The sequence below is a fragment of the Bradyrhizobium sp. McL0616 genome (assembly GCF_049993385.1).
Classification (GTDB): domain Bacteria; phylum Pseudomonadota; class Alphaproteobacteria; order Rhizobiales; family Xanthobacteraceae; genus Bradyrhizobium.
In genome coordinates this window covers 22,778-40,387 of the sequence record NZ_CP188255.1, presented here as the reverse complement: position 1 = coordinate 40,387, position 17,610 = coordinate 22,778, and the positions used below count along the sequence as shown (strand labels likewise).

General features: G+C 63.8%; 16 protein-coding genes. 6 read left to right on the top strand and 10 right to left on the bottom strand.

Translation table 11 applies throughout. The annotated features are described in order from the left end of the window. Window positions 1-39: 39 nt before the first annotated feature. Genes ACPPVR_RS00170 through tsaB form a run of 3 tightly spaced genes read right to left on the bottom strand, consistent with a single transcriptional unit; the run spans window position 40 to window position 1,711 of the window. Window positions 40-495, bottom strand: coding sequence for a Fur family transcriptional regulator (locus ACPPVR_RS00170; protein WP_426612306.1), 456 nt, complete (start codon window positions 493-495; stop codon window positions 40-42). A gap of 38 nt (window positions 496-533) precedes the next feature. Next, on the bottom strand, window positions 534-1,016 hold the full coding sequence (rimI, locus tag ACPPVR_RS00165; RefSeq protein WP_426612305.1) for a ribosomal protein S18-alanine N-acetyltransferase: 483 nt from the start codon (window positions 1,014-1,016) through the stop codon (window positions 534-536). Beyond that, entirely contained in the window at window positions 1,013-1,711 is a 699-nt protein-coding gene (gene tsaB, locus ACPPVR_RS00160; RefSeq protein WP_426612304.1) for a tRNA (adenosine(37)-N6)-threonylcarbamoyltransferase complex dimerization subunit type 1 TsaB, read from the bottom strand. The genes rimI and tsaB overlap by 4 nt, the downstream gene beginning before the upstream one ends. A gap of 311 nt (window positions 1,712-2,022) precedes the next feature. Here tsaB and ACPPVR_RS00155 point away from each other — a divergent pair, with 311 nt between their 5' ends. Then, a complete protein-coding gene (locus tag ACPPVR_RS00155; protein ID WP_426612303.1) occupies window positions 2,023-3,708 on the top strand; it encodes a PAS domain-containing protein in 1,686 nt (561 codons plus the stop codon). Window positions 3,709-3,745: 37 nt separating this feature from the next. On the opposite strand, the gene ACPPVR_RS00150 is transcribed toward ACPPVR_RS00155, so the two are convergent. The 4 genes from ACPPVR_RS00150 to murJ all read right to left on the bottom strand — a co-directional run bounded on the left by ACPPVR_RS00150 (window position 3,746) and on the right by murJ (window position 7,757). Then, window positions 3,746-4,315 (bottom strand): NifU family protein, encoded by a 570-nt coding sequence (locus ACPPVR_RS00150; protein ID WP_426612302.1) that lies wholly within the window; start codon window positions 4,313-4,315, stop codon window positions 3,746-3,748. Between the two features lie 162 nt (window positions 4,316-4,477). Further along, a complete protein-coding gene (locus tag ACPPVR_RS00145; RefSeq protein ID WP_426612301.1) occupies window positions 4,478-4,972 on the bottom strand; it encodes a universal stress protein in 495 nt (164 codons plus the stop codon). 109 nt (window positions 4,973-5,081) lie between these two features. Next, window positions 5,082-6,134, bottom strand: coding sequence for a tryptophan--tRNA ligase (gene trpS, locus ACPPVR_RS00140; RefSeq protein ID WP_426612300.1), 1,053 nt, complete (start codon window positions 6,132-6,134; stop codon window positions 5,082-5,084). Between the two features lie 90 nt (window positions 6,135-6,224). After that, window positions 6,225-7,757 (bottom strand): murein biosynthesis integral membrane protein MurJ, encoded by a 1,533-nt coding sequence (gene murJ / locus ACPPVR_RS00135; RefSeq protein WP_426612299.1) that lies wholly within the window; start codon window positions 7,755-7,757, stop codon window positions 6,225-6,227. 126 nt (window positions 7,758-7,883) lie between these two features. Here murJ and ACPPVR_RS00130 point away from each other — a divergent pair, with 126 nt between their 5' ends. Further along, on the top strand, window positions 7,884-8,885 hold the full coding sequence (locus tag ACPPVR_RS00130; RefSeq protein WP_426612298.1) for an adenosine kinase: 1,002 nt from the start codon (window positions 7,884-7,886) through the stop codon (window positions 8,883-8,885). A 212-nt stretch (window positions 8,886-9,097) separates the two neighbouring features. Here the strand turns inward: ACPPVR_RS00130 and ACPPVR_RS00125 are convergent, their stop codons facing one another. Beyond that, complete coding sequence (locus ACPPVR_RS00125; protein WP_426612297.1) at window positions 9,098-10,291, bottom strand: serine hydrolase domain-containing protein; 1,194 nt, start codon at window positions 10,289-10,291, stop codon at window positions 9,098-9,100. A gap of 341 nt (window positions 10,292-10,632) precedes the next feature. Here ACPPVR_RS00125 and ACPPVR_RS00120 point away from each other — a divergent pair, with 341 nt between their 5' ends. Both ACPPVR_RS00120 and ACPPVR_RS00115 read left to right on the top strand, forming a co-directional pair. Beyond that, window positions 10,633-10,953: a hypothetical protein gene (locus ACPPVR_RS00120; RefSeq protein WP_426612296.1), complete on the top strand. Its 321-nt coding sequence runs from the start codon at window positions 10,633-10,635 to the stop codon at window positions 10,951-10,953. 112 nt (window positions 10,954-11,065) lie between these two features. After that, on the top strand, window positions 11,066-12,559 hold the full coding sequence (locus ACPPVR_RS00115; protein ID WP_426612295.1) for an NAD-dependent succinate-semialdehyde dehydrogenase: 1,494 nt from the start codon (window positions 11,066-11,068) through the stop codon (window positions 12,557-12,559). Window positions 12,560-12,571: 12 nt separating this feature from the next. Here ACPPVR_RS00115 and ACPPVR_RS00110 read toward each other — a convergent pair whose 3' ends face one another. Continuing rightward, window positions 12,572-13,384, bottom strand: a complete 813-nt coding sequence (locus ACPPVR_RS00110; RefSeq protein WP_426612294.1) for a helix-turn-helix transcriptional regulator — start codon at window positions 13,382-13,384, stop codon at window positions 12,572-12,574. Window positions 13,385-13,518: 134 nt separating this feature from the next. Between ACPPVR_RS00110 and ACPPVR_RS00105 the strand changes: the two genes are divergently transcribed. Together ACPPVR_RS00105 and ACPPVR_RS00100 are read left to right on the top strand one after the other, a co-directional pair. Beyond that, a complete protein-coding gene (locus ACPPVR_RS00105) occupies window positions 13,519-14,400 on the top strand; it encodes an NAD(P)H-binding protein (protein ID WP_426612293.1) in 882 nt (293 codons plus the stop codon). 86 nt (window positions 14,401-14,486) lie between these two features. After that, complete coding sequence (locus tag ACPPVR_RS00100) at window positions 14,487-15,365, top strand: MBL fold metallo-hydrolase (protein WP_426612292.1); 879 nt, start codon at window positions 14,487-14,489, stop codon at window positions 15,363-15,365. 27 nt (window positions 15,366-15,392) lie between these two features. Here ACPPVR_RS00100 and ACPPVR_RS00095 read toward each other — a convergent pair whose 3' ends face one another. After that, window positions 15,393-17,609, bottom strand: a complete 2,217-nt coding sequence (locus ACPPVR_RS00095; RefSeq protein WP_426612291.1) for an SLC26A/SulP transporter family protein — start codon at window positions 17,607-17,609, stop codon at window positions 15,393-15,395. Window position 17,610: the final 1 nt, after the last annotated feature.

Here is a 17,610-nt window from a genome sequence, read left to right as displayed (position 1 = left end):
GACAAACGCAGAACCCGTTTGCGCGGAGATCATGCCCACTTAAGACGTCGGCGTGTCGTCGTCGAGCGGGACGCAATAGAGCTCGAGCCGGTGATCGACCAGCTTGTAGCCGAGCTTGCGCGCGATCTCCGCCTGGAGCTTCTCGATCTCTTCCGAGGTGAACTCGATCACCTTGCCGTCGCGCAAGTTGATGAGATGATCGTGATGGCTGTCGCGCATCGTCTCATAGCGCGCGCGGCCCTCGCGAAAATCGTGGCGCTCGATGATGCCGGCATCCTCGAACAGTTTGACGGTACGATAGACCGTCGAGATCGAGATCTTGTCGTCGACGGCGACGCAGCGCCGGTACAGTTCCTCGACGTCGGGGTGATCGACCGCCTCCGCAAGCACGCGGGCGATGACGCGGCGCTGCTCGGTCATGCGCATGCCGGTGGCGGCACAGCGCGCCTCGATGCCGGACGCCTTGGATGCGGAGGAAGGTTTAAGTCCAGTCATGTGATGTCTGCCTGACGGGGCGCTATCTGCCATCAATATTACGACAAGTCACGTCGCATCAGAAGTGCGTTCAATTGTTCCCCGTTGGCCTGCTTATAGTAGCGTTCGCGCCGCCCGACCACCACGAATCCACCTTTGTCATAGAGCCGCCGTGCCGGCTGGTTATTCTCCTCGACTTCCAGAAAGATCGTGCGGACGCCTCGCCCTGCGAGGTGACCGAGATGGGTCATCAGCAGCGTGCGGGAGAGGCCGCGGCCGCGATGAGCCTGATCGACCGCAACCGAAAGTATCTCCGCTTCATCGGCGCCGATCCGCGACACCGCAAAGCCGATTGTCTTGCGGCCGAGGCGCAAGCGATGCACCAGCGTGTTGCGTTCGCCGAGCATGGTCTCGAACTCGGTTTCGCCCCAGCCGCGCGCGAATGAGGCGCCGTGAAGCTGCGCCAGCCGCGCAGCATCGCGCGCTGAGGCCGGCTCGACGGAAGCGGTGCCGCCGCGCCACCATTCCGACAACCATCTCATCTTGTGATTGCGGCTTGTGCTGCGAGGTGCGGCTGTGCCGACGGCTTCGCATCGGGCGCGCGCAGATAGAACGGCCGCGCCGGGTTGGTGTCGGGATCGGCGGCCGCGCCAAGCCATGCGACCCAGCTGATGTCGGGTGCGGCCTGCACGTCGACCGCAACGGGTGGCGGCACATCGGTCGGCCAGCGGTCGGCGAGAATTTTGGCGGCATTGCCGACCAGATGCGGTCCGCCGAATTGCGAGGCTGCGATCGTCTCGTCGATGCTGGCGACTTGCGGCCGCACCAGCTGGCTGCCGTCGCCGGCGACGATCTGGAAATAGACGTGGTCATGCCGCGCATCGATTGCCGAGATCACGGGCGCCGCTTTGCTCTGGCCGACGATGGCGGCAGCATATGCGGATAGCGTCGTCAGTCCGACGGCAGGCCGTTTGGCCGCGAGCGCCAGACCGCGCGCCGCCGAAATGCCGACGCGCAGGCCGGTGAAACTGCCGGGGCCAACCGTGACCGCGATGCGGTCGAGCGCCGTAAATGCGAGATCCGCCGATTGCATCACACGCGCAATCATCGGCATCAGCGCTTCGGCATGGCCGCGCTTCATGAGGAGCTGCTCCTGTGCAAGGAGCTCGCCGGCATCTGTGTCGAGGACGGCAGCCGCGCACGCTTCCAGCGCGGTATCGATGGCAAGGATCAGCATCGAATCAGCTTAGTCGGTTCCGCCACGGTCGAACCAGAGCAAGTTTCATTTCTCGGCCAGCGCACGATCATCCCCGTAATTCTACGCTTGCGGGAACCGAGCAGAATCTTCGCGCCCTTTTTTGGAAGCGGATGCATGGATTTGCAACCTCCGAGATAGCTAAGCCTTTGAAATATCGTGATTTTAATAAAGCATTAGCAATCAAATGCCACCTTGCGTGCATAGCGGAAAAGCGAGTCAACGGAGACTCGGACGATGCATTTGGGCAGATCAAGCCACGCTCGTTCCGGGCATTTGGAAGGATTTCATTAATGTCTTTTTGGCGAAGCGGTTCTTCGGCGAGGGAGGCCTTGGCTCAGGTCATCGCGCTCGGCAAGTCACAGGCGGTAATCGAATTCAACCTGGACGGCACCATCCTCACGGCGAATGATAATTTCCTGGCCGCGATGGGCTACGGGCTCGACGAGATCAGGGGCAAGCACCACAGCATGTTCGTGATACCGGAGGAGCGGGGCAGTGCCGCCTATCGCGAATTCTGGACGCGTCTTGGCCGCGGCGAATATCAATCCGCCGAGTACAAGCGCCTCGGCAAGGGCGGGCGCGAGATCCGGATCCAGGCGTCCTACAATCCGATCATCGACGAGGCCGGCAAGCCCGTAAAGGTCGTCAAGTTTGCCACCGACATCACCGCGCGCAAGATTCGCAGCCTGGAAGACGCCGGAAAGATTTTCGCGATCGGCCGCGCCCAGGCGGTGATCGAGTTCAATCTCGACGGCAGCATCATCACGGCCAATGAAAATTTCCTGGCCACGGTGGGCTATCGGCTCGACGAGATCAGGGGCAAGCACCACAGCATGTTCGTCGGACCCGGCGAGCGCGACAGCGCTGCCTATCGCGAGTTCTGGGCCAAGCTTGGCCGCGGCGAGTTCCAGTCCGCTGAATACAAGCGCTTCGGCAAGGGCGGCAAAGAGGTCTGGATCCTTGCCTCCTACAATCCGATCCTCGACGATGCCGGAAAGCCGTTCAAGGTGGTGAAGTTCGCCACCGACATCAGCGCGCAGAAGCTGTCGAACGCGAATTTCGCCGGGCAGATCGAGGCGATCGGCAAGTCACAGGCCGTGATCGAGTTCGACATGGACGGCAAGGTTTTGACCGCCAACGAGAACTTCCTCGGTGCGCTCGGCTATGCGCTGTCCGAGATCGTCGGCCGGCATCACAGCATGTTCGTGGTCGCCGACCAGCGCGACAGCGAGGCCTATCGCGGCTTCTGGGCGAAGCTGAACACGGGCGAATTCCAGTCCGGCGAATATCAGCGCGTCGGCAAGGGCGGCCGGCAGGTCTGGATCCAGGCCTCCTACAATCCGATCCGCGATCTCAACGGCAAGCCGTTCAAGGTGGTGAAATACGCCTCCGACACCACCGCGCAGGTGATCGCGCGGATGCGCGGCGAGAAGGTGCGCAGCATGATGGAATCGGTCGCCGCCGGCGCCGAGGAGCTCAATGCATCGGTGCGGGAGATTGCGGAAGCGATGACCCGCTCGCGCGAGACCGCATCGACCGCGGTCGATCGGGTCGAGGCGGCGGACCAGCAGGCGCAGCGGCTGACCCAGGCGGCGGAATCGATGAGCACGATCGTGCAGCTGATCGGCAACATCACCGGCCAGATCAATTTGCTGGCGCTGAATGCCACCATCGAATCCGCGCGCGCGGGCGAGGCCGGGCGTGGTTTTGCGGTGGTCGCATCCGAGGTGAAGAATCTCGCCAATCAGGCCAAGCAGGCGGCCGACCGGATCGAGCAGGAGATCGGCAATCTGAACGGCATCTCGGTCGACGTCGTCACCGCGCTGGAGTCGATCAAGAGCGCGATCCAGGGCGTCAGCGAATATGTGTCGTCAACGGCCGCAGCCGTCGAGGAGCAGAGCACGGTCACCGAGGAAATGTCGGCGAGCATGCGCAGGGCCGCGGAAGAGGCGGCCAGCATCGGGCAAGCGGCGTAGGGACCATCGAACCGGACGAATCCCTACGGCACCTTACTCACATCGGCCGGACTTCGACCACGTCCGGCACGAAATGCTTCAGCAGGTTCTGGATGCCGTGCTGGAGCGTGGCGGTCGATGACGGGCAGCCGGAGCAGGCGCCCTTCATGTTGAGATAGACGATGCCGTCCTTGAAGCCGCGGAAGGTGATGTCGCCGCCATCATTGGCTACCGCCGGCCGCACGCGGGTCTCGATCAGATCCTTGATCATGTCGACCGTCTCGGCGTCGGACTCGTCGAAGAACTCGTCCTCGTCGTCGAGGTCGGCATCGCTTGCAGCTACACCGTCGGCGAGCAGCGGCGCGCCGGACATGTAGTGCTCCATGATGGCGCCGAGGATCGCGGGCTTGAGCTGCTGCCATTCACCGCCTGTCTTGGTCACGGTGATGAAGTCCGATCCATAGAACACGCCGGTGACGCCGGGCACGTCGAACAGCTTTTCGGCGAGCGGCGAGCGCGCGGCGGTTTCGCGGCTCGAAAATTCCATCGGGCTGCCATCGACCACGACGCGGCCGGGAATGAATTTCAGCGTGGCGGGATTGGGGGTGGCTTCGGTCTGAATGAACATGGTTTTCTCCGGACATCGCCGGTTCAAGGCCGGCGCGTGAGCTATCCAGTAGCAGATGGCGACGCCGAACGCACGGTCAAGGGGCTTGCAGCAAATTGAGCCATAAGTTTCAGTGAGTTACGGTGCTGTTCACCCTCCCCTGGAGGGGAGGGTAAGCGCGAGCTACGACAGCGAATCCACGCTCTGGTCGCTCAGCGCGCCGGAAACGATCGTCACCGGAACCGGGAACGTGCCCAGCGCATGCGCGAGCAGGGCCACCCACGGTCCTGGCCCCTCCGCGCCGGGATTGGCGGCGAGCACAAGGACGGCGATGTCGGGATCGTCGTCGATCACCGCGAGCAGCTGTTCCATCGCGGTGCCCTCGCGAATGACGCGCTCCGGCGTGATCGCGGCGATGCCGTTGGCGCGGCCGGCGGCGCGGTCGAGCGCTGCCTCCGCGGCTTCATGCGCCTCGGCGCGCATGATGTCGGCGACCCCCAGCCATTGCTGGTTCTGGTCCTCGATCTCGATGATGCGCAGCATCACCACGCCGCCGCCGGCGCGGATCGCCCAGCGGCTGGCGTAATACACCGCGCGATCCCATTCCGCGGTGTCGTCGACGATGACGAGGCATTTGGGCTTGTGACCCGGCTCGAAGCACTGTCGCTTGCTGGTCATGCATGTCCCGGCGTGTCTTCGCCAAGCATGCTGCCACACTCCCCGTGGATTTGGGAGAGGCGACGTCGGCCGACACTGCAGCGTCGGCCAGACTTCACGAGCGCAATAGTCAGCGCGGGCGAATGAAGCCGACGATGTCCTTCGTGAGCTTCAAGGTCTCGTCGGCGATCGCACGGGCGCGGTCGGCGCCGTCGTTCAGGATGGCGTCGATATGGCCGGGATCGGCAACGAGGCGCTTCATCTCGCCGGCGATCGGCGACAGCTTTGTCACGCACAGCTCGACCAGCGCGTTCTTGAAGCTGGAGAACTGGCCGCCGCCGAATTCGCGCAGCACGTCGGCCTTGGAGCGGCCGGAGAGCGCAGCGAAAATGCCGACGAGATTGTCGGCCTCGGGACGCGGTTCCAGGCCCTTCTCTTCAGTCGGCAGCGGCTCCGGATCGGTCTTCGCCTTGCGCACCTTCTGCGCGATGGTGTCGGCATCGTCGGTCAAATTGATGCGCGAATTGTCCGATGCATCCGACTTCGACATCTTCTTGGTGCCGTCGCGGAGGCTCATCACGCGCGTCGCCGGTCCCGTGATCAAGGGCTCCGGCAGCGGGAAGAACAGGCCGTCATTGGCGCCGTGGCTGCGGATCGAATCGCCAAAATCGTTGTTGAACTTCTGCGCGATGTCGCGCGAAAGCTCGAGATGCTGCTTCTGGTCCTCGCCGACCGGCACGTGGGTGGCGCGATACAGCAGAATGTCGGCGGCCATCAGCACGGGATAATCGTAGAGACCGACCGAGGCGTTCTCGCGGTCCTTGCCGGCCTTCTCCTTGAACTGGGTCATGCGGTTCAGCCAGCCCATGCGGGCGACGCAGTTGAAGATCCAGGCGAGCTCGGCGTGTCCGGAGACCTGGCTCTGGTTGAACACGATGTGCTTGTTCGGGTCGATGCCGCTTGCGATGAATGCCGCCGTCACCTCGCGGGTGTTGCGCGCGAGCTCGGCCGGGCCGCCCCAGACGTCAACGCCCTGCGTGATCGCGTGCATGTCGACGACGCAATAGATGCAATTGTGGGTTTCCTGCATCTTCACGAAGTTGACGATCGCGCCGAGATAATTGCCGAGATGCAGATTGCCGGTCGGCTGGACGCCCGAAAAAACCCGTTCAACGAATGGCATGGCAAGCTTTCCTAAGAGTAGCCGGCGTCGTTTCCAACAGCGGCGCTGCCCCGTCAAGGGCAATTTGGCGGCTCGCGCATCCGGGGCGGGCTAAGCCGGTCGCCTCAGCGCGTTAACCGCCTCGCGCAAGGAGGCGACGCCGAGGATTTGCAGGAGCAGGCCGTAGACGCCAATTCCCGCCGCGATCTGCAAACCCAGCGCAATGAACCGGATCAGGCCGTGGGCCTCGGTGGGCATCAGCCCCGTCGTCAGCCAGAGCAGGGCGCCCATGGCCGCGGCGGCAAGCACGATCCGTGGCAGCCGCTTGCGGGCAGCGGCATCGACCGAGAAGCCGAATTCGGTGGTGCCTTTGCGGAGCAAGGCGAGCGCGCTGCTCCAGCCGCCGGCCGCGATGCTCGCGGCGATCCCGCTTGCGCCGAAGAAGTGACCGAGCAGGACTGCGAGCGCGATGGCGACCACAAACCCTTTGGCGGTTGCCAGCAGCGGCGTCATCGTGTCGCTGCGGGCATAAAAGGCCGGCGACAGCGCCTTGATCAGCACATGCGCCGGCAAGCCCAGTGCCAGCCACATCAGCGCATGCGCGGTGGCGAAGCTGTCATCGGCACCGAAGGCTCCATGCTCGAACAGCAGGCGCACGATCGGCTCGGCCAGCACGATTAGGCCGAGCGTGGCGGGCAGGGCGAGGCCCGTCGCGAGCTCCAGCGCACGCGATTCCGCATGCGCGACGGCTTCACGGTCGCCGCCGCTGACCGCGCGCGTCAGCTCCGGCACCAGCACCGTGCCCATGGCGACGCCGACAATGCCGAGCGGCAGCTCGATCAGGCGGTTGGCGAAATACAGCCACGACACGGCGGAGGGCGTGGCGGAAGCGATGACCGCCCCGGCCACCATCAGCCATTGCGGACCCGAGCTTGCGATCATGCCGGGCACCGCCTTGGCGAAAAAGCCGCGCATCTCCTTGTCGAAGTCTGCCCGCAACGGTGTCGCAAGGCGTGCACTCCGTTGCGACAGCAGCATCAGGAGTTGCAGCAGACCCGCGATACCGACAGTCGCGGCCAGCATCCACGCGGCAAAGCTCGCATCGGCGTGCCAGACGAGCAGCACTGCGATTGCGGCGATCAGCGCGATGTTGAACAGCAGCGGCGAGAACGCGGTCAGCACAAATCGCCCTTGCGCATTCAGCAGTCCCATCAGCACGGTGACAGGGCCGGCAAAGGCGAGATAGGGCAGCATCAGCCGCGCGTTCGCGACGGCGAGATCGAGCGTGCTGCTGCCGAGAAAGCCGGGCGCGATGACCATGATGATCAGCGGCATCATCAGCGCAATGACGATCGAGATCGCGATCAGCGCCATGCTGACCGTGCCGAGCACGCGTCCTGCGAACGCCGCCGCAGCCTCCTCGCCATCCCTGTCACGGACGCGCAGCCACGCCGGGATCAGTGCAGCGTTGAGTGCCCCTTCGCTGAGCAGCCGGCGCACCACGTTGACGAGCTGAAACGCGGCCAGAAACGCATCCGCCACGGCGCCGGTGCCGAGCAGGGCGGCAATCATGGAATCGCGAGCAAAGCCCAGCAGCCGCGAGGCCAGTGTTCCCGTCGAGACTGTCAGGAAGGAGCGGATCATGGGGGTCTTCATAATACCGTTGCTTGCCCGCAAAGGCCCGGTCGTGATAGGCCGCGAACTACATTTTCAGGCGAACAGGAAGCGGATTTCCCGCACAATCGCAATCCGGCAACAGGATCAAGGTGAATGGCTGACGTGAAATATGACGTTCTCGGCATCGGCAACGCGCTGTTCGACGTGCTGGTCCGGACCGACGAGGCTTTTCTGGCCAAGCACGGCATGACCAAGGGCAGCATGTCCCTGATCGACGAGGCGCGGGCCGCCGCCATCTACAAGGACATGGGCCCGGCGACCGAAGTCTCGGGCGGCTCGGCCGCCAACACCATCGTCGGCATCAGCAGCCTGGGGGCGCGGGCCGCGTATGTCGGCAAGGTCAAGGACGACCAGATCGGCAAGCTCTATGTGCACGACATCCGCGCCGCCGGCGTTGCCTTCGACACGCCCGCCGCCAAGGACGGCGCCGCCACCGGCTGCTCCTACATCCTGGTGACGGCGGACGGCGAGCGCACCATGAACACCTATCTCGGCGCCGCGCAGGATCTGTCGCCCGCCGACATCGATCCGGCAGAGATCGCCAGCGCTGCAATCGTCTATCTCGAGGGTTATCTCTGGGACCCCAAGAACGCCAAGGACGCCTTCGTCAAGGCGGCCAGGATCGCGCATGATTCCAAGCGCAAGGTGGCGCTGACGCTGTCGGATTCATTCTGCGTCGATCGCTATCGCGACGAGTTTCTGGCGCTGATGCGCAACGGCACCGTCGACATCGTGTTTGCCAACGAATCCGAATTGCACTCGCTCTACACGACCTCGGATTTCGACACTGCGCTCAAGCAATTGCGCAACGACGTCAATCTCGGCGTAGTCACCCGTAGCGAGAAGGGCTGCGTGGTGGTGACGCCGACTGACGCCGTCGCCGCTCCGGCTTCGCCGATCAAGCAACTGGTCGACACCACCGGCGCCGGTGACCTCTTCGCCGCCGGCTTCCTGTACGGCCTTGCGCGCAACCTGGCGCACAAGCAGTGCGGCGAACTCGGTGCGCTCGCGGCCGCCGAAGTGATCCAGCACATCGGCGCGCGTCCGCAAGTCTCGCTCAAGGAGCTCGCCCAGCAGCGCGGGCTGACGGCGTAACCCCGTCTCTCTCCCCGTCATTGCGAGCGAAGCGAAGCAATCCAGACTGCCACCGCGGAAAGACTCTGGATTGCTTCGCTACGCTCGCAATGACGATGTTGATGCAGATGCGCGCGCCACTCTCAGTCGTCATGGCCGGGACATAGGCGAGCGAAGCGACGCCGTCTTCGGACAGCTAAGCCCGGCCATGACGCGTGGTGAGGGATGCGTAACTACGCCGCCTTCTGCCCACGCCCCGCATCGAGCCCGGCATACACCCCGCGCTCGAATCCCGCGAATGCCTCCAGGCACTTTCCATCCGCGAACGGCAGCAGCTGCATCAAAATCACGCCGGTGATGTCGCGCGCAGGGTCGATCCAGTAATAGGTGTTGGCGAGGCCCGCCCAGGCGAGGCTGCCCGCGCTGCGGCCTTCCGCGGTCTTGGCGGTGTTGATCATGAAGCTGAGGCCCCATTTCTTCACCTGGTCCGGATAGAGATCGACGTCGTTGGTGTAGACCGGCGCGGCCGTCGTCAGCTTGGTCATGCTGAGATCGCCCATCTGGTTTTGCCCCATCGTGGCGATGGTCTCGGCCTTCAGCACCTGATTGCCGTTGCCGCGGCCCTTGTTCAGGATCATCTGGGTGAACTTGATGTAGTCGCCCGCGGTCGAATAGAGGCCGCCGCCACCCATGTGGAATTCCGGCTCCTGCTCGAGCTCGAACGGGATCGCGGCGAGCTGGCCGTCCTCGCCGCGCGCATGCATGCCGACCAGGCGCTTGCGCATATCGTTGGTGATCTTGAAGCCGGTGTCAGACATTCCCAGCGGGACAAAAAGATTGTCGCGCAAATAGGCGTCGAGCCGCTTGCCGCTGACGGCTTCCACGGCCTTGCCGACGAAATCGATGTTGGTGCCGTATTCCCAGCGCGTGCCGGGATCGGTCATGATCGGCGTTTTCAGCGCCGCGTTCTGGCAGGTGGTGATCGCCGGGATGCCCGCCTTCTCGAGATAGACCGCAAGATCGCCGTTCCACATGTTGTAGGCGAAGCCTGCGGTGTGGGTCATGAGCTGGCGCAGCGTGATCGGCCCCTTCGCCGGCCGCAGTTTTGGTTCGCCCTTGGCGTCAAAACCTTCCAGTACCTGCGGCTTGGCGAGATCGGGCAGCAGCGATCCGATCGGCGCATCGAGTGAGAGCTTGCCCTGCTCCACCAGCTGCATCGCGCCGGCACTCGTCACCGCCTTCGTCATCGAGGCGATCCAGAACACGCTGTCGGTTGTCATCGCATCCGGCTTGGACAAATCGCGCTTGCCGAACGCGCCCTGATACAGCACGTCGTTACCGCTGGCGGCGATCGCAACGACGCCGGGGATATCCTTAACGTCGCTCTTCTGGCGCAGAATCTCGTCGATCTTAGCTTTGCTTTGCATGCGCGTTTCCTCCGGTTTGATTATTGTTGGAAGCGATCGATTGTCCTCCCGCACCCGCTGCGCGGCAAGCGTGGCGATGTGCACGCTTCGGTCGCGATGTCGTGACTTGACGCTCCGCGCTCCACGCAGGACGACTGAATTGCAACAGATCATCACAATCTGCGGTGGATGGCCGCACTTCGCCGTGACCTCGGATGGGCCCAAGCGATATGTTTCGGGTGTTTGAAGCACTTGAAACATTTTGTGCGTTGCGGCGTTCAGCCATACGGCGCCGGTCGGCGGCTGACGCTAAGACTTGATATAAATTTGGCGGCCGCCGATCGGCCGCGAGGGGACTTGAAATGATTTCGACTTGGAGTGAATGGAAGCGCTATCCCCGTCCCGGACGGGGCGAGAATCTGGAGGCGCCGATCGCGCCCGGCATTTACGAGGTCCGCATCGCCGGCACCGGCGCGCTCTATTCGTTCGGCGCGGTCGATAATCTCGCGCAGGCCCTTGCGCTGCTTCCGGTCGGTTCAAAATCCTGGTTCGGCCGCCGCGACACCTCTGACGCTCCCGCTCTCGAATACCGGACCTGCGCGACCTCCTCGAAGGCTGACGCCAAGGCGGCTGCCGAGCGCATGATCGGCCGTCGCGAGACTTATCTGAGCGGCGCGGCGTAGCCTTCCCGCTCCGAGTTTAGCTCCCAGCAGATGTGCGTTGCGGGACGGTGCATTGCGCGCCGTCTGTGCCTATATTCCGGGCCGATCCGATCGCGCCCTAAGGAGTAACGCCATGACACCGACCGCCGCTGCACGCGCCCCACACACCACCGCCACCCTGCGCGACCGGCTGAAGGACCCTTCGCTCCTGAAGGAAGCCTGCTACATCGACGGTGCCTGGGTCGGCACGCCGGTGTTTGCCGTCAACAATCCCGCCACCGGCGTCGAGCTTGCAAAAATCCCGCAGCTTGGTGCGGACGAGACGACCAAAGCCGTCGAAGCCGCCGAGCGCGCATTCCCGGCCTGGGCCAAGCACACCGCCAAGCAGCGCTCGAACATCCTTCGCAAATGGTTCGAGCTGATTATCGCCAACCGCGAGGATCTCGCGCTGATCCTCACCTCCGAGCAGGGTAAGCCGCTCTCCGAGGCACTCGGCGAGGTCGATATCGGCGGCGCCTATGTCGAATTCTTTGCGGAGGAAGCCCGCCGCGTCTATGGCGAGACCATTCCGACCCAGCGCCCCGATGCGCGGCTGCTCGCGATCAAGCAGCCGATCGGCGTCTGCGGCGCCATCACGCCATGGAATTTCCCGAACTCGATGATCACGCGAAAGGTCTCGCCCGCGCTCGCCGCTGGCTGCACCGTGGTGCTGAAGCCCGCGAATGAAACGCCGCTGTCGGCGCTGGCACTCGCCGCGCTTGCAGAAAAGGCCGGCGTACCCAAGGGCGTGTTCAACATCATCACCGGTGACGCGCCGCCGATCGGCAAGGTGTTGTGCGAGCATCCGGCGGTACGCTTCGTCGGCTTCACCGGCTCGACCGCTGTCGGCAAGATTCTCTATCAGCAGGCCTCCGTCGGCGTGAAGCGGCTCGGCCTCGAGCTCGGCGGCAATGCGCCGTTCGTGGTGTTCGACGACGCCGATATCGATGCCGCGGTTGAAGGCGCCATCGTTTCGAAATACCGCAACATGGGCCAGACCTGCGTCTGCGCTAATCGCATCTATGCCCAGGACAGTATCTACGACGAGTTCGTGCAGAAGCTGTCGAAGAAGGTCGCGGCGATGAAGGTCGGTGACGGCGCCGAGAGCGGCGTGACGCAGGGCCCGCTGATCAATTTGAAAGCGGTCGACAAGGTCGAGCGCCACATCGCGGACGCCGTCAAGCGCGGCGCCAGGATCGTCACCGGCGGCAAGCGCAGCGAGCTCGGACGCTCCTTCTTCGAGCCCACCGTGCTCGCCGACGTCAAGCCGGACTCGCTGGTGGCGCAGGAAGAGACGTTTGGCCCGCTCGCGCCGGTGATCCGCTTCAAGGAAGAAGCCGACGTCATCGCGATGTGCAACGCCTCGCCGTTTGGCTTGGCCTCCTACTTCTACTCCCGCGATCTCGGCCGCGTCTGGCGCGTCGCCGAGGCGCTGGAATCCGGCATGGTCGGCGTCAACACCGGCCTCATCACCACCGAAGTCGCGCCCTTCGGCGGCGTCAAGGAAAGTGGTCTTGGCCGCGAAGGCTCGCGTCACGGCATGGAAGAATATGTCGAGATCAAATACGTGATGATGGCGGGGGTGTGAGGCCCTCGCCAATCAGCTCTTGCTTCGACGCAGTTCACTGGGGCTGCGCCCGAACTCACGGCGCATCCATTTGGCCAGGTGAGATTGATGGGAAAAGCCTGCCTCCAGGGCGATGTCGCTGAGCTTGCGATCGCCCTGGAGGAGGAGCTGGCGTGCGTGCTCCACCCTCCTTCTCAGGATGTAGCGATGGATCGTGACGTCCATGGCCGCCTTGAACCAGGTCCGCAGATGTGAGCTGCTGACGCCGGCCTCGCGGCAGAGAATGTCGATGGTGAGCGGCTGATCAAGGTTTGCATCGATATAGGCCAGAACTCTCTGGAGCTGCGCGCTTGAGAGGCGAACGGTCTCGCCCGGCGGATCATTCGCAAGGCTGAGCAACTCGACCGCCAGGGCCATTCCAACGTTTTCGGCAAACAGGGGGCCGCTGGGCGAGCCTGCTTTCACGTCGCTTTCGATCGCCTGTCCGAGCAGGATGATGCGGTCATTCCGCAGCATATGATGATGCGTGAGTCGCGCGGATGCCAATTGCCTGCTCCTGGAAGCCGCGTGGTCCAGCATGCTGGGCGCGAGCCGGATCTGAAGCGACTGGTAGGGCGTTTCCGCGACGAAGCCGCTGACGGCGCCGGACGGAATCACATCGATATCGCCGGCCTGACGTAGAAACTTGTCTCCGGTCTCGAGACAAATTGTGCGCGTCGCAGGGCTGAGGTGGATGATGATCCGGTGATCGCCGATCGGCTCGAGCGCAACGAAATCCGGCTCGGTGCGCGTGGCTGCGGCGGTGCTGCCGGTCGATGTCGGCGCCGAACTCGATCTCGCACGCATGGGGCGGGCTCCAAAATCTTCGGGCTCCAAAGGCTTGGCGGAACGTGATCGATATTTGGCGCATCGTGCGCGATTTTCAACGGCTCCGACGTCAAAGAACTCCTCGGTCGTTTCGTGACAAATGAGGGTGCAAGGTGAGTCACTACGTGATTGTCGGAGCCGGTCCGGTCGGACGTGAGACTGCTCGCCTTCTGGCAGAGGAAGGACACAGCGTCATCCTTACCAGCAGGAATGCCGGGTCGCTCGATGCCGGAGATGTGCGTACCGTTTCGTCGGATGCCACCGATGCCACTCAGCTCGCCGCGCTCAGCAAGGGCGCGGATGCGATCTTCATGTGTGCGATGGCGGCCTATGATCGATGGCCAACCGATTTCTTTCCGATCTTGGACGGGACGGTCAAGGCAGCCGAGCAGGTCGGTGCCAGGCTGCTCGTGGTCGGGAATGTCTATGGCTATGGTGCGCAGGCCGTAAGCCCTCTCACTCCAGACCTGGAGCCGGACCCGACCACAAGAAAGGGCACCACCCGGCACATCATGTGGCAGCGTGCGCTGCGATCGAACGTTCCCGCTATCGAGATCCGCGCAAGCGACTATCTGGGCAAGGGTGCGGTCGCATATTTCTCGCTGCTGGCACTGCCATCGCTGCTCAAGAGCGAGCCGGTATCTTTCCTCGGCGATCCCGACGTGGCGCACGCCTGGTCCTTCACCAAGGACACCGCGAAGACGCTGGTCGCAGCGTCACGCTACACCGGAGAATGGGGACGCGCCTTTCATGTGCCGTCGCAGTCCGCGACCGTACGCGAACTGGTGCGAAGATTCGCGGTCGCGCTGAAGATCGACATTCCGAACCTGCTTCGCCTCACCGCGGCCGATCTCGAATGCATCGGCTTCAGCGAAGGGATCGAGATGTCCTATTTGTTCGAACAGCCGCTTCTGCTCGACGCCGGCGACACCGAGAAACTGCTGGGGGTCACCGCGAGCAGCCTGGACACGAAGGTGCGTGACACCCTGTCATAGGTAGCAGGCATTCCCGGAGTCGAATGAGCCGATCGGAAAGATCGCGGTCACGGTCTGAAACGCGCAGCGCAGCTAAGGGTGATGGAATGACGAATTCGAACCACTGGCAGGCTCCCGGCCTGAACCGACGGAAGATCGGCGACTACGTCGTCACCGCTATCGTCGACGGCATCGTCGCTGCGCCGTTCGACCTTCTCTCCGGTATAGGCCCCGACGAGGCGATGAGCATGACGGTGGCTGCGGGACGTCCTTCGACATCTGCAATGACCGTCAGCGCCTATCTGATCGAGGGAAAAGGCCGGACCATATTGGTGGATGGCGGTGGCGGCGGCATCAACGGTTGGGGAGGGCGACTGCACGCGTCGCTCGCCGCTGCCAACGTGAACCCGCTCGCAATCGACCAGATCCTCCTGACCCATGCCCATCCGGATCACATCGGAGGTCTCGTCGGAGCCTTGCCGTCGGCGCCTCTGTTTCCGAACGCCGAGATCGTGATGCACGATGCCGAATTCGCCTTCTGGGCGGATGACGCGAACCTCAGTCAGGCTCCGGACGCGATGAAGCCGTTCTTTCGGGCCGCCCGCAGCGTATTCGAGGCCTATGCCGCTCGGCGCCGGACGGTCAGCGCAGGGCAAGTCGCACCCGGCATCGTGATTGAACATCTACCCGGCCACACCCCGGGGCATAGCGGCTATCGGATCGAGGGCGGCGGTGCATCTCTGCTCATCTGGGGCGATATCGTTCATTATCCGGATATCCAGGTGTCCAGACCCGACGTGACCATTGCGTTCGACGCGGATCCGCAGGTAGCCGCGGAGACTCGAAGGAAAGTGCTGGAAAGAGTCTCCACGACCGGAGAACTTGTCGCTGGAATGCACCTGAATTTCCCCGGATTCGCGAGGCTGTCGAAGAAGGCAGAGTCGTTCGAGATCCGTCACGAGCCCTGGTCTGCGGAGCTTCTCTGACGTGACACCTTCCGTGTTACGTATTGATCACCGCCTAAGCACTGCGATCGTTCGGTTCGCAAACGTCAGCCGCTCGGCCATGACCGACACGAAGTAGGTCAGCAGCTTCTGGCTGAGTGCGGGGTCCTCGGTCCTGATGGCGTCGAACTGGTGCGTGTTCAGCACGTAGAGCACGCTGTCGACCTCGGCCTGGATCGTGGCGCTGCGCGGGGTCCGTGACACCAGGCCCATCTCGCCGATCGTGGTGTAGCGCCCCAGGCTGCGCACGCGCGTGGTGCGGTCGTCGTCGGCGGGGACCATGATGCCGACGCGGCCGTCGAGGATGAAGTGCATGGAATCGGCGGGACCGCCGGCCTGCACGATCACGTCACCGGCTTCGACCTCGAGGCGCTGGCAGCGGCGGATCAGCTCGTCGGCGTCGTCCTCGCTGTCGAGAATCCCGGTGAACCAGTCGCGCAAGCTGGCTTCTTCCTGCGCCAATCCCTGATGCTGCGAGATCAGCTCATTCTCGCACCATTCCAGCGCGCGATCGAGCTCGGGAATGATGGTGACGCCGTCGCGGATGAAATCGCTGGAGCGCAGCACCTTCTCGGCCGCCACCGACAGGTGCACCAGGATCAGCTCGACGCCGAGATCGCCCGCGCTGCGCTTGATCTGCGCGAAGCTGTAGGCGGCGGAGGAATCGACGCCGGTGACGAGTTTGAAATCGAACAGCAAATAGCGGCACTCCGGACGTTCGTGCAGCAGCTGCTTGACATGCTGATAGAGCCGGTTGGCGGAGCCGAAGAACAGATAGCTCTGCAGGTTGAGGCCCTGGATCTTGCCGCCATGGGCCAGCAGCACCTCCTGGTCGTCGCGCGAGCGGTCGAGCGAGGAGCGATATTCGGAGCCGTCAAAACTGTACTTGATCGATTCCACCCGTGCCGCGCTGAACGCGAAGGTGGCGCAGCCGATGACCACGCCGATCAGGATGCCCGGCACGAAGCCCCAGGCCACGATGATGACGATGATGGCGATCAGGGAGAGGTATTCGAGTTTTGAAAGCCGCTTGCGCGATTCGATGATCCATTTGTGCAGCTGGTCGGCGCCGAGATAGAGCAGCAGGCCGCCGAGCACGAATTTCGGGATGAAGCCGAGCAGCTCGGGAGCGACCGCGAGCATCAGGAGCGACAGCGCCGAAACGGTGAGGCCGGACAAGCGCCCGCGGCCGCCGCTGCTGAAATTGAGCACCGAGCGGCTGATCGAGCTGCAACCGGGGTAGCCGCCGAGCACGCCGGCCAGGATATTGGCCGTGCCCGTCACGTTCAGCTCGCGCTCCAGATTGGCTTCGCGGTGCACGGCGACCTCGATGCCGGTGGTGTTGAACAGCGTGCTGGACGCCGTGACGAAGATGACGGCGACGAGATTGCCGAGCAGGTCCGGTACGGCAAACCAGGGATAGCGCGCGAGATCGTCGGTGTGCCAGGGCATCATGAACGTTGCCTGCGGCGGCGGCTGAAACGTCCAGCCCATGGCTCGCGCCTCTTCGAGCGAGACACCCGCGACCCAGAACGCCAGATGCGCCGTCAGCACGCCGCCGACCAGGATGATCGGCAGCCCGAACGGGTTTCGCGAGCGATGCCAGGTCAGGTACAGCACGACTGCCATCGCACAGGCCGCACAGAGCTCCGACAGCGTGACGCTATTGGTGAAGCTCAACAACGTTCCGAGTTGCACCGGATGATTGGTGATGACGCGGATCGCGCCCATGACGATCAGCAGTCCGGTGGCGCCGAGGAAGCCGCCGACCACGGGATACGGCACGTAGCGGATGGCGCGGCCCATCCGCGTCAGGCCGAGCCCGCACAGCACGATCCCGGTCAGCGCGGTCGACAGGCCGAGCGTGATCAGGACCGGCGAGAGCAGCGGTGCCGACAGATTGGCCGCTTCAACCCGCTCGACCAGCGAGGCCGCCAGGATTCCGGTGACGGCGGCGGTCGAACTGTCAGGGGCGGCAATGGCGAAGGGCAGGGAGCTGCCGAGTCCGACCACGGCCGCGAGCACCGCCGAGCTGACGAAGGTCGCCGTGATGCCGTAGGACAGATAGGGCGAGAGCGGGCCGGCGAAAATCAGCAGCGCATAGGAGAGCCCGAACGTAACGGTGAGGACGCTCGCGGCAGTTCCGCCCAGGATATCATTCAGCGCACGCTTGACGGACGGACTGATCCGGGTGACCGGATCGAAGCCAATTGCTGGATCTGTCACG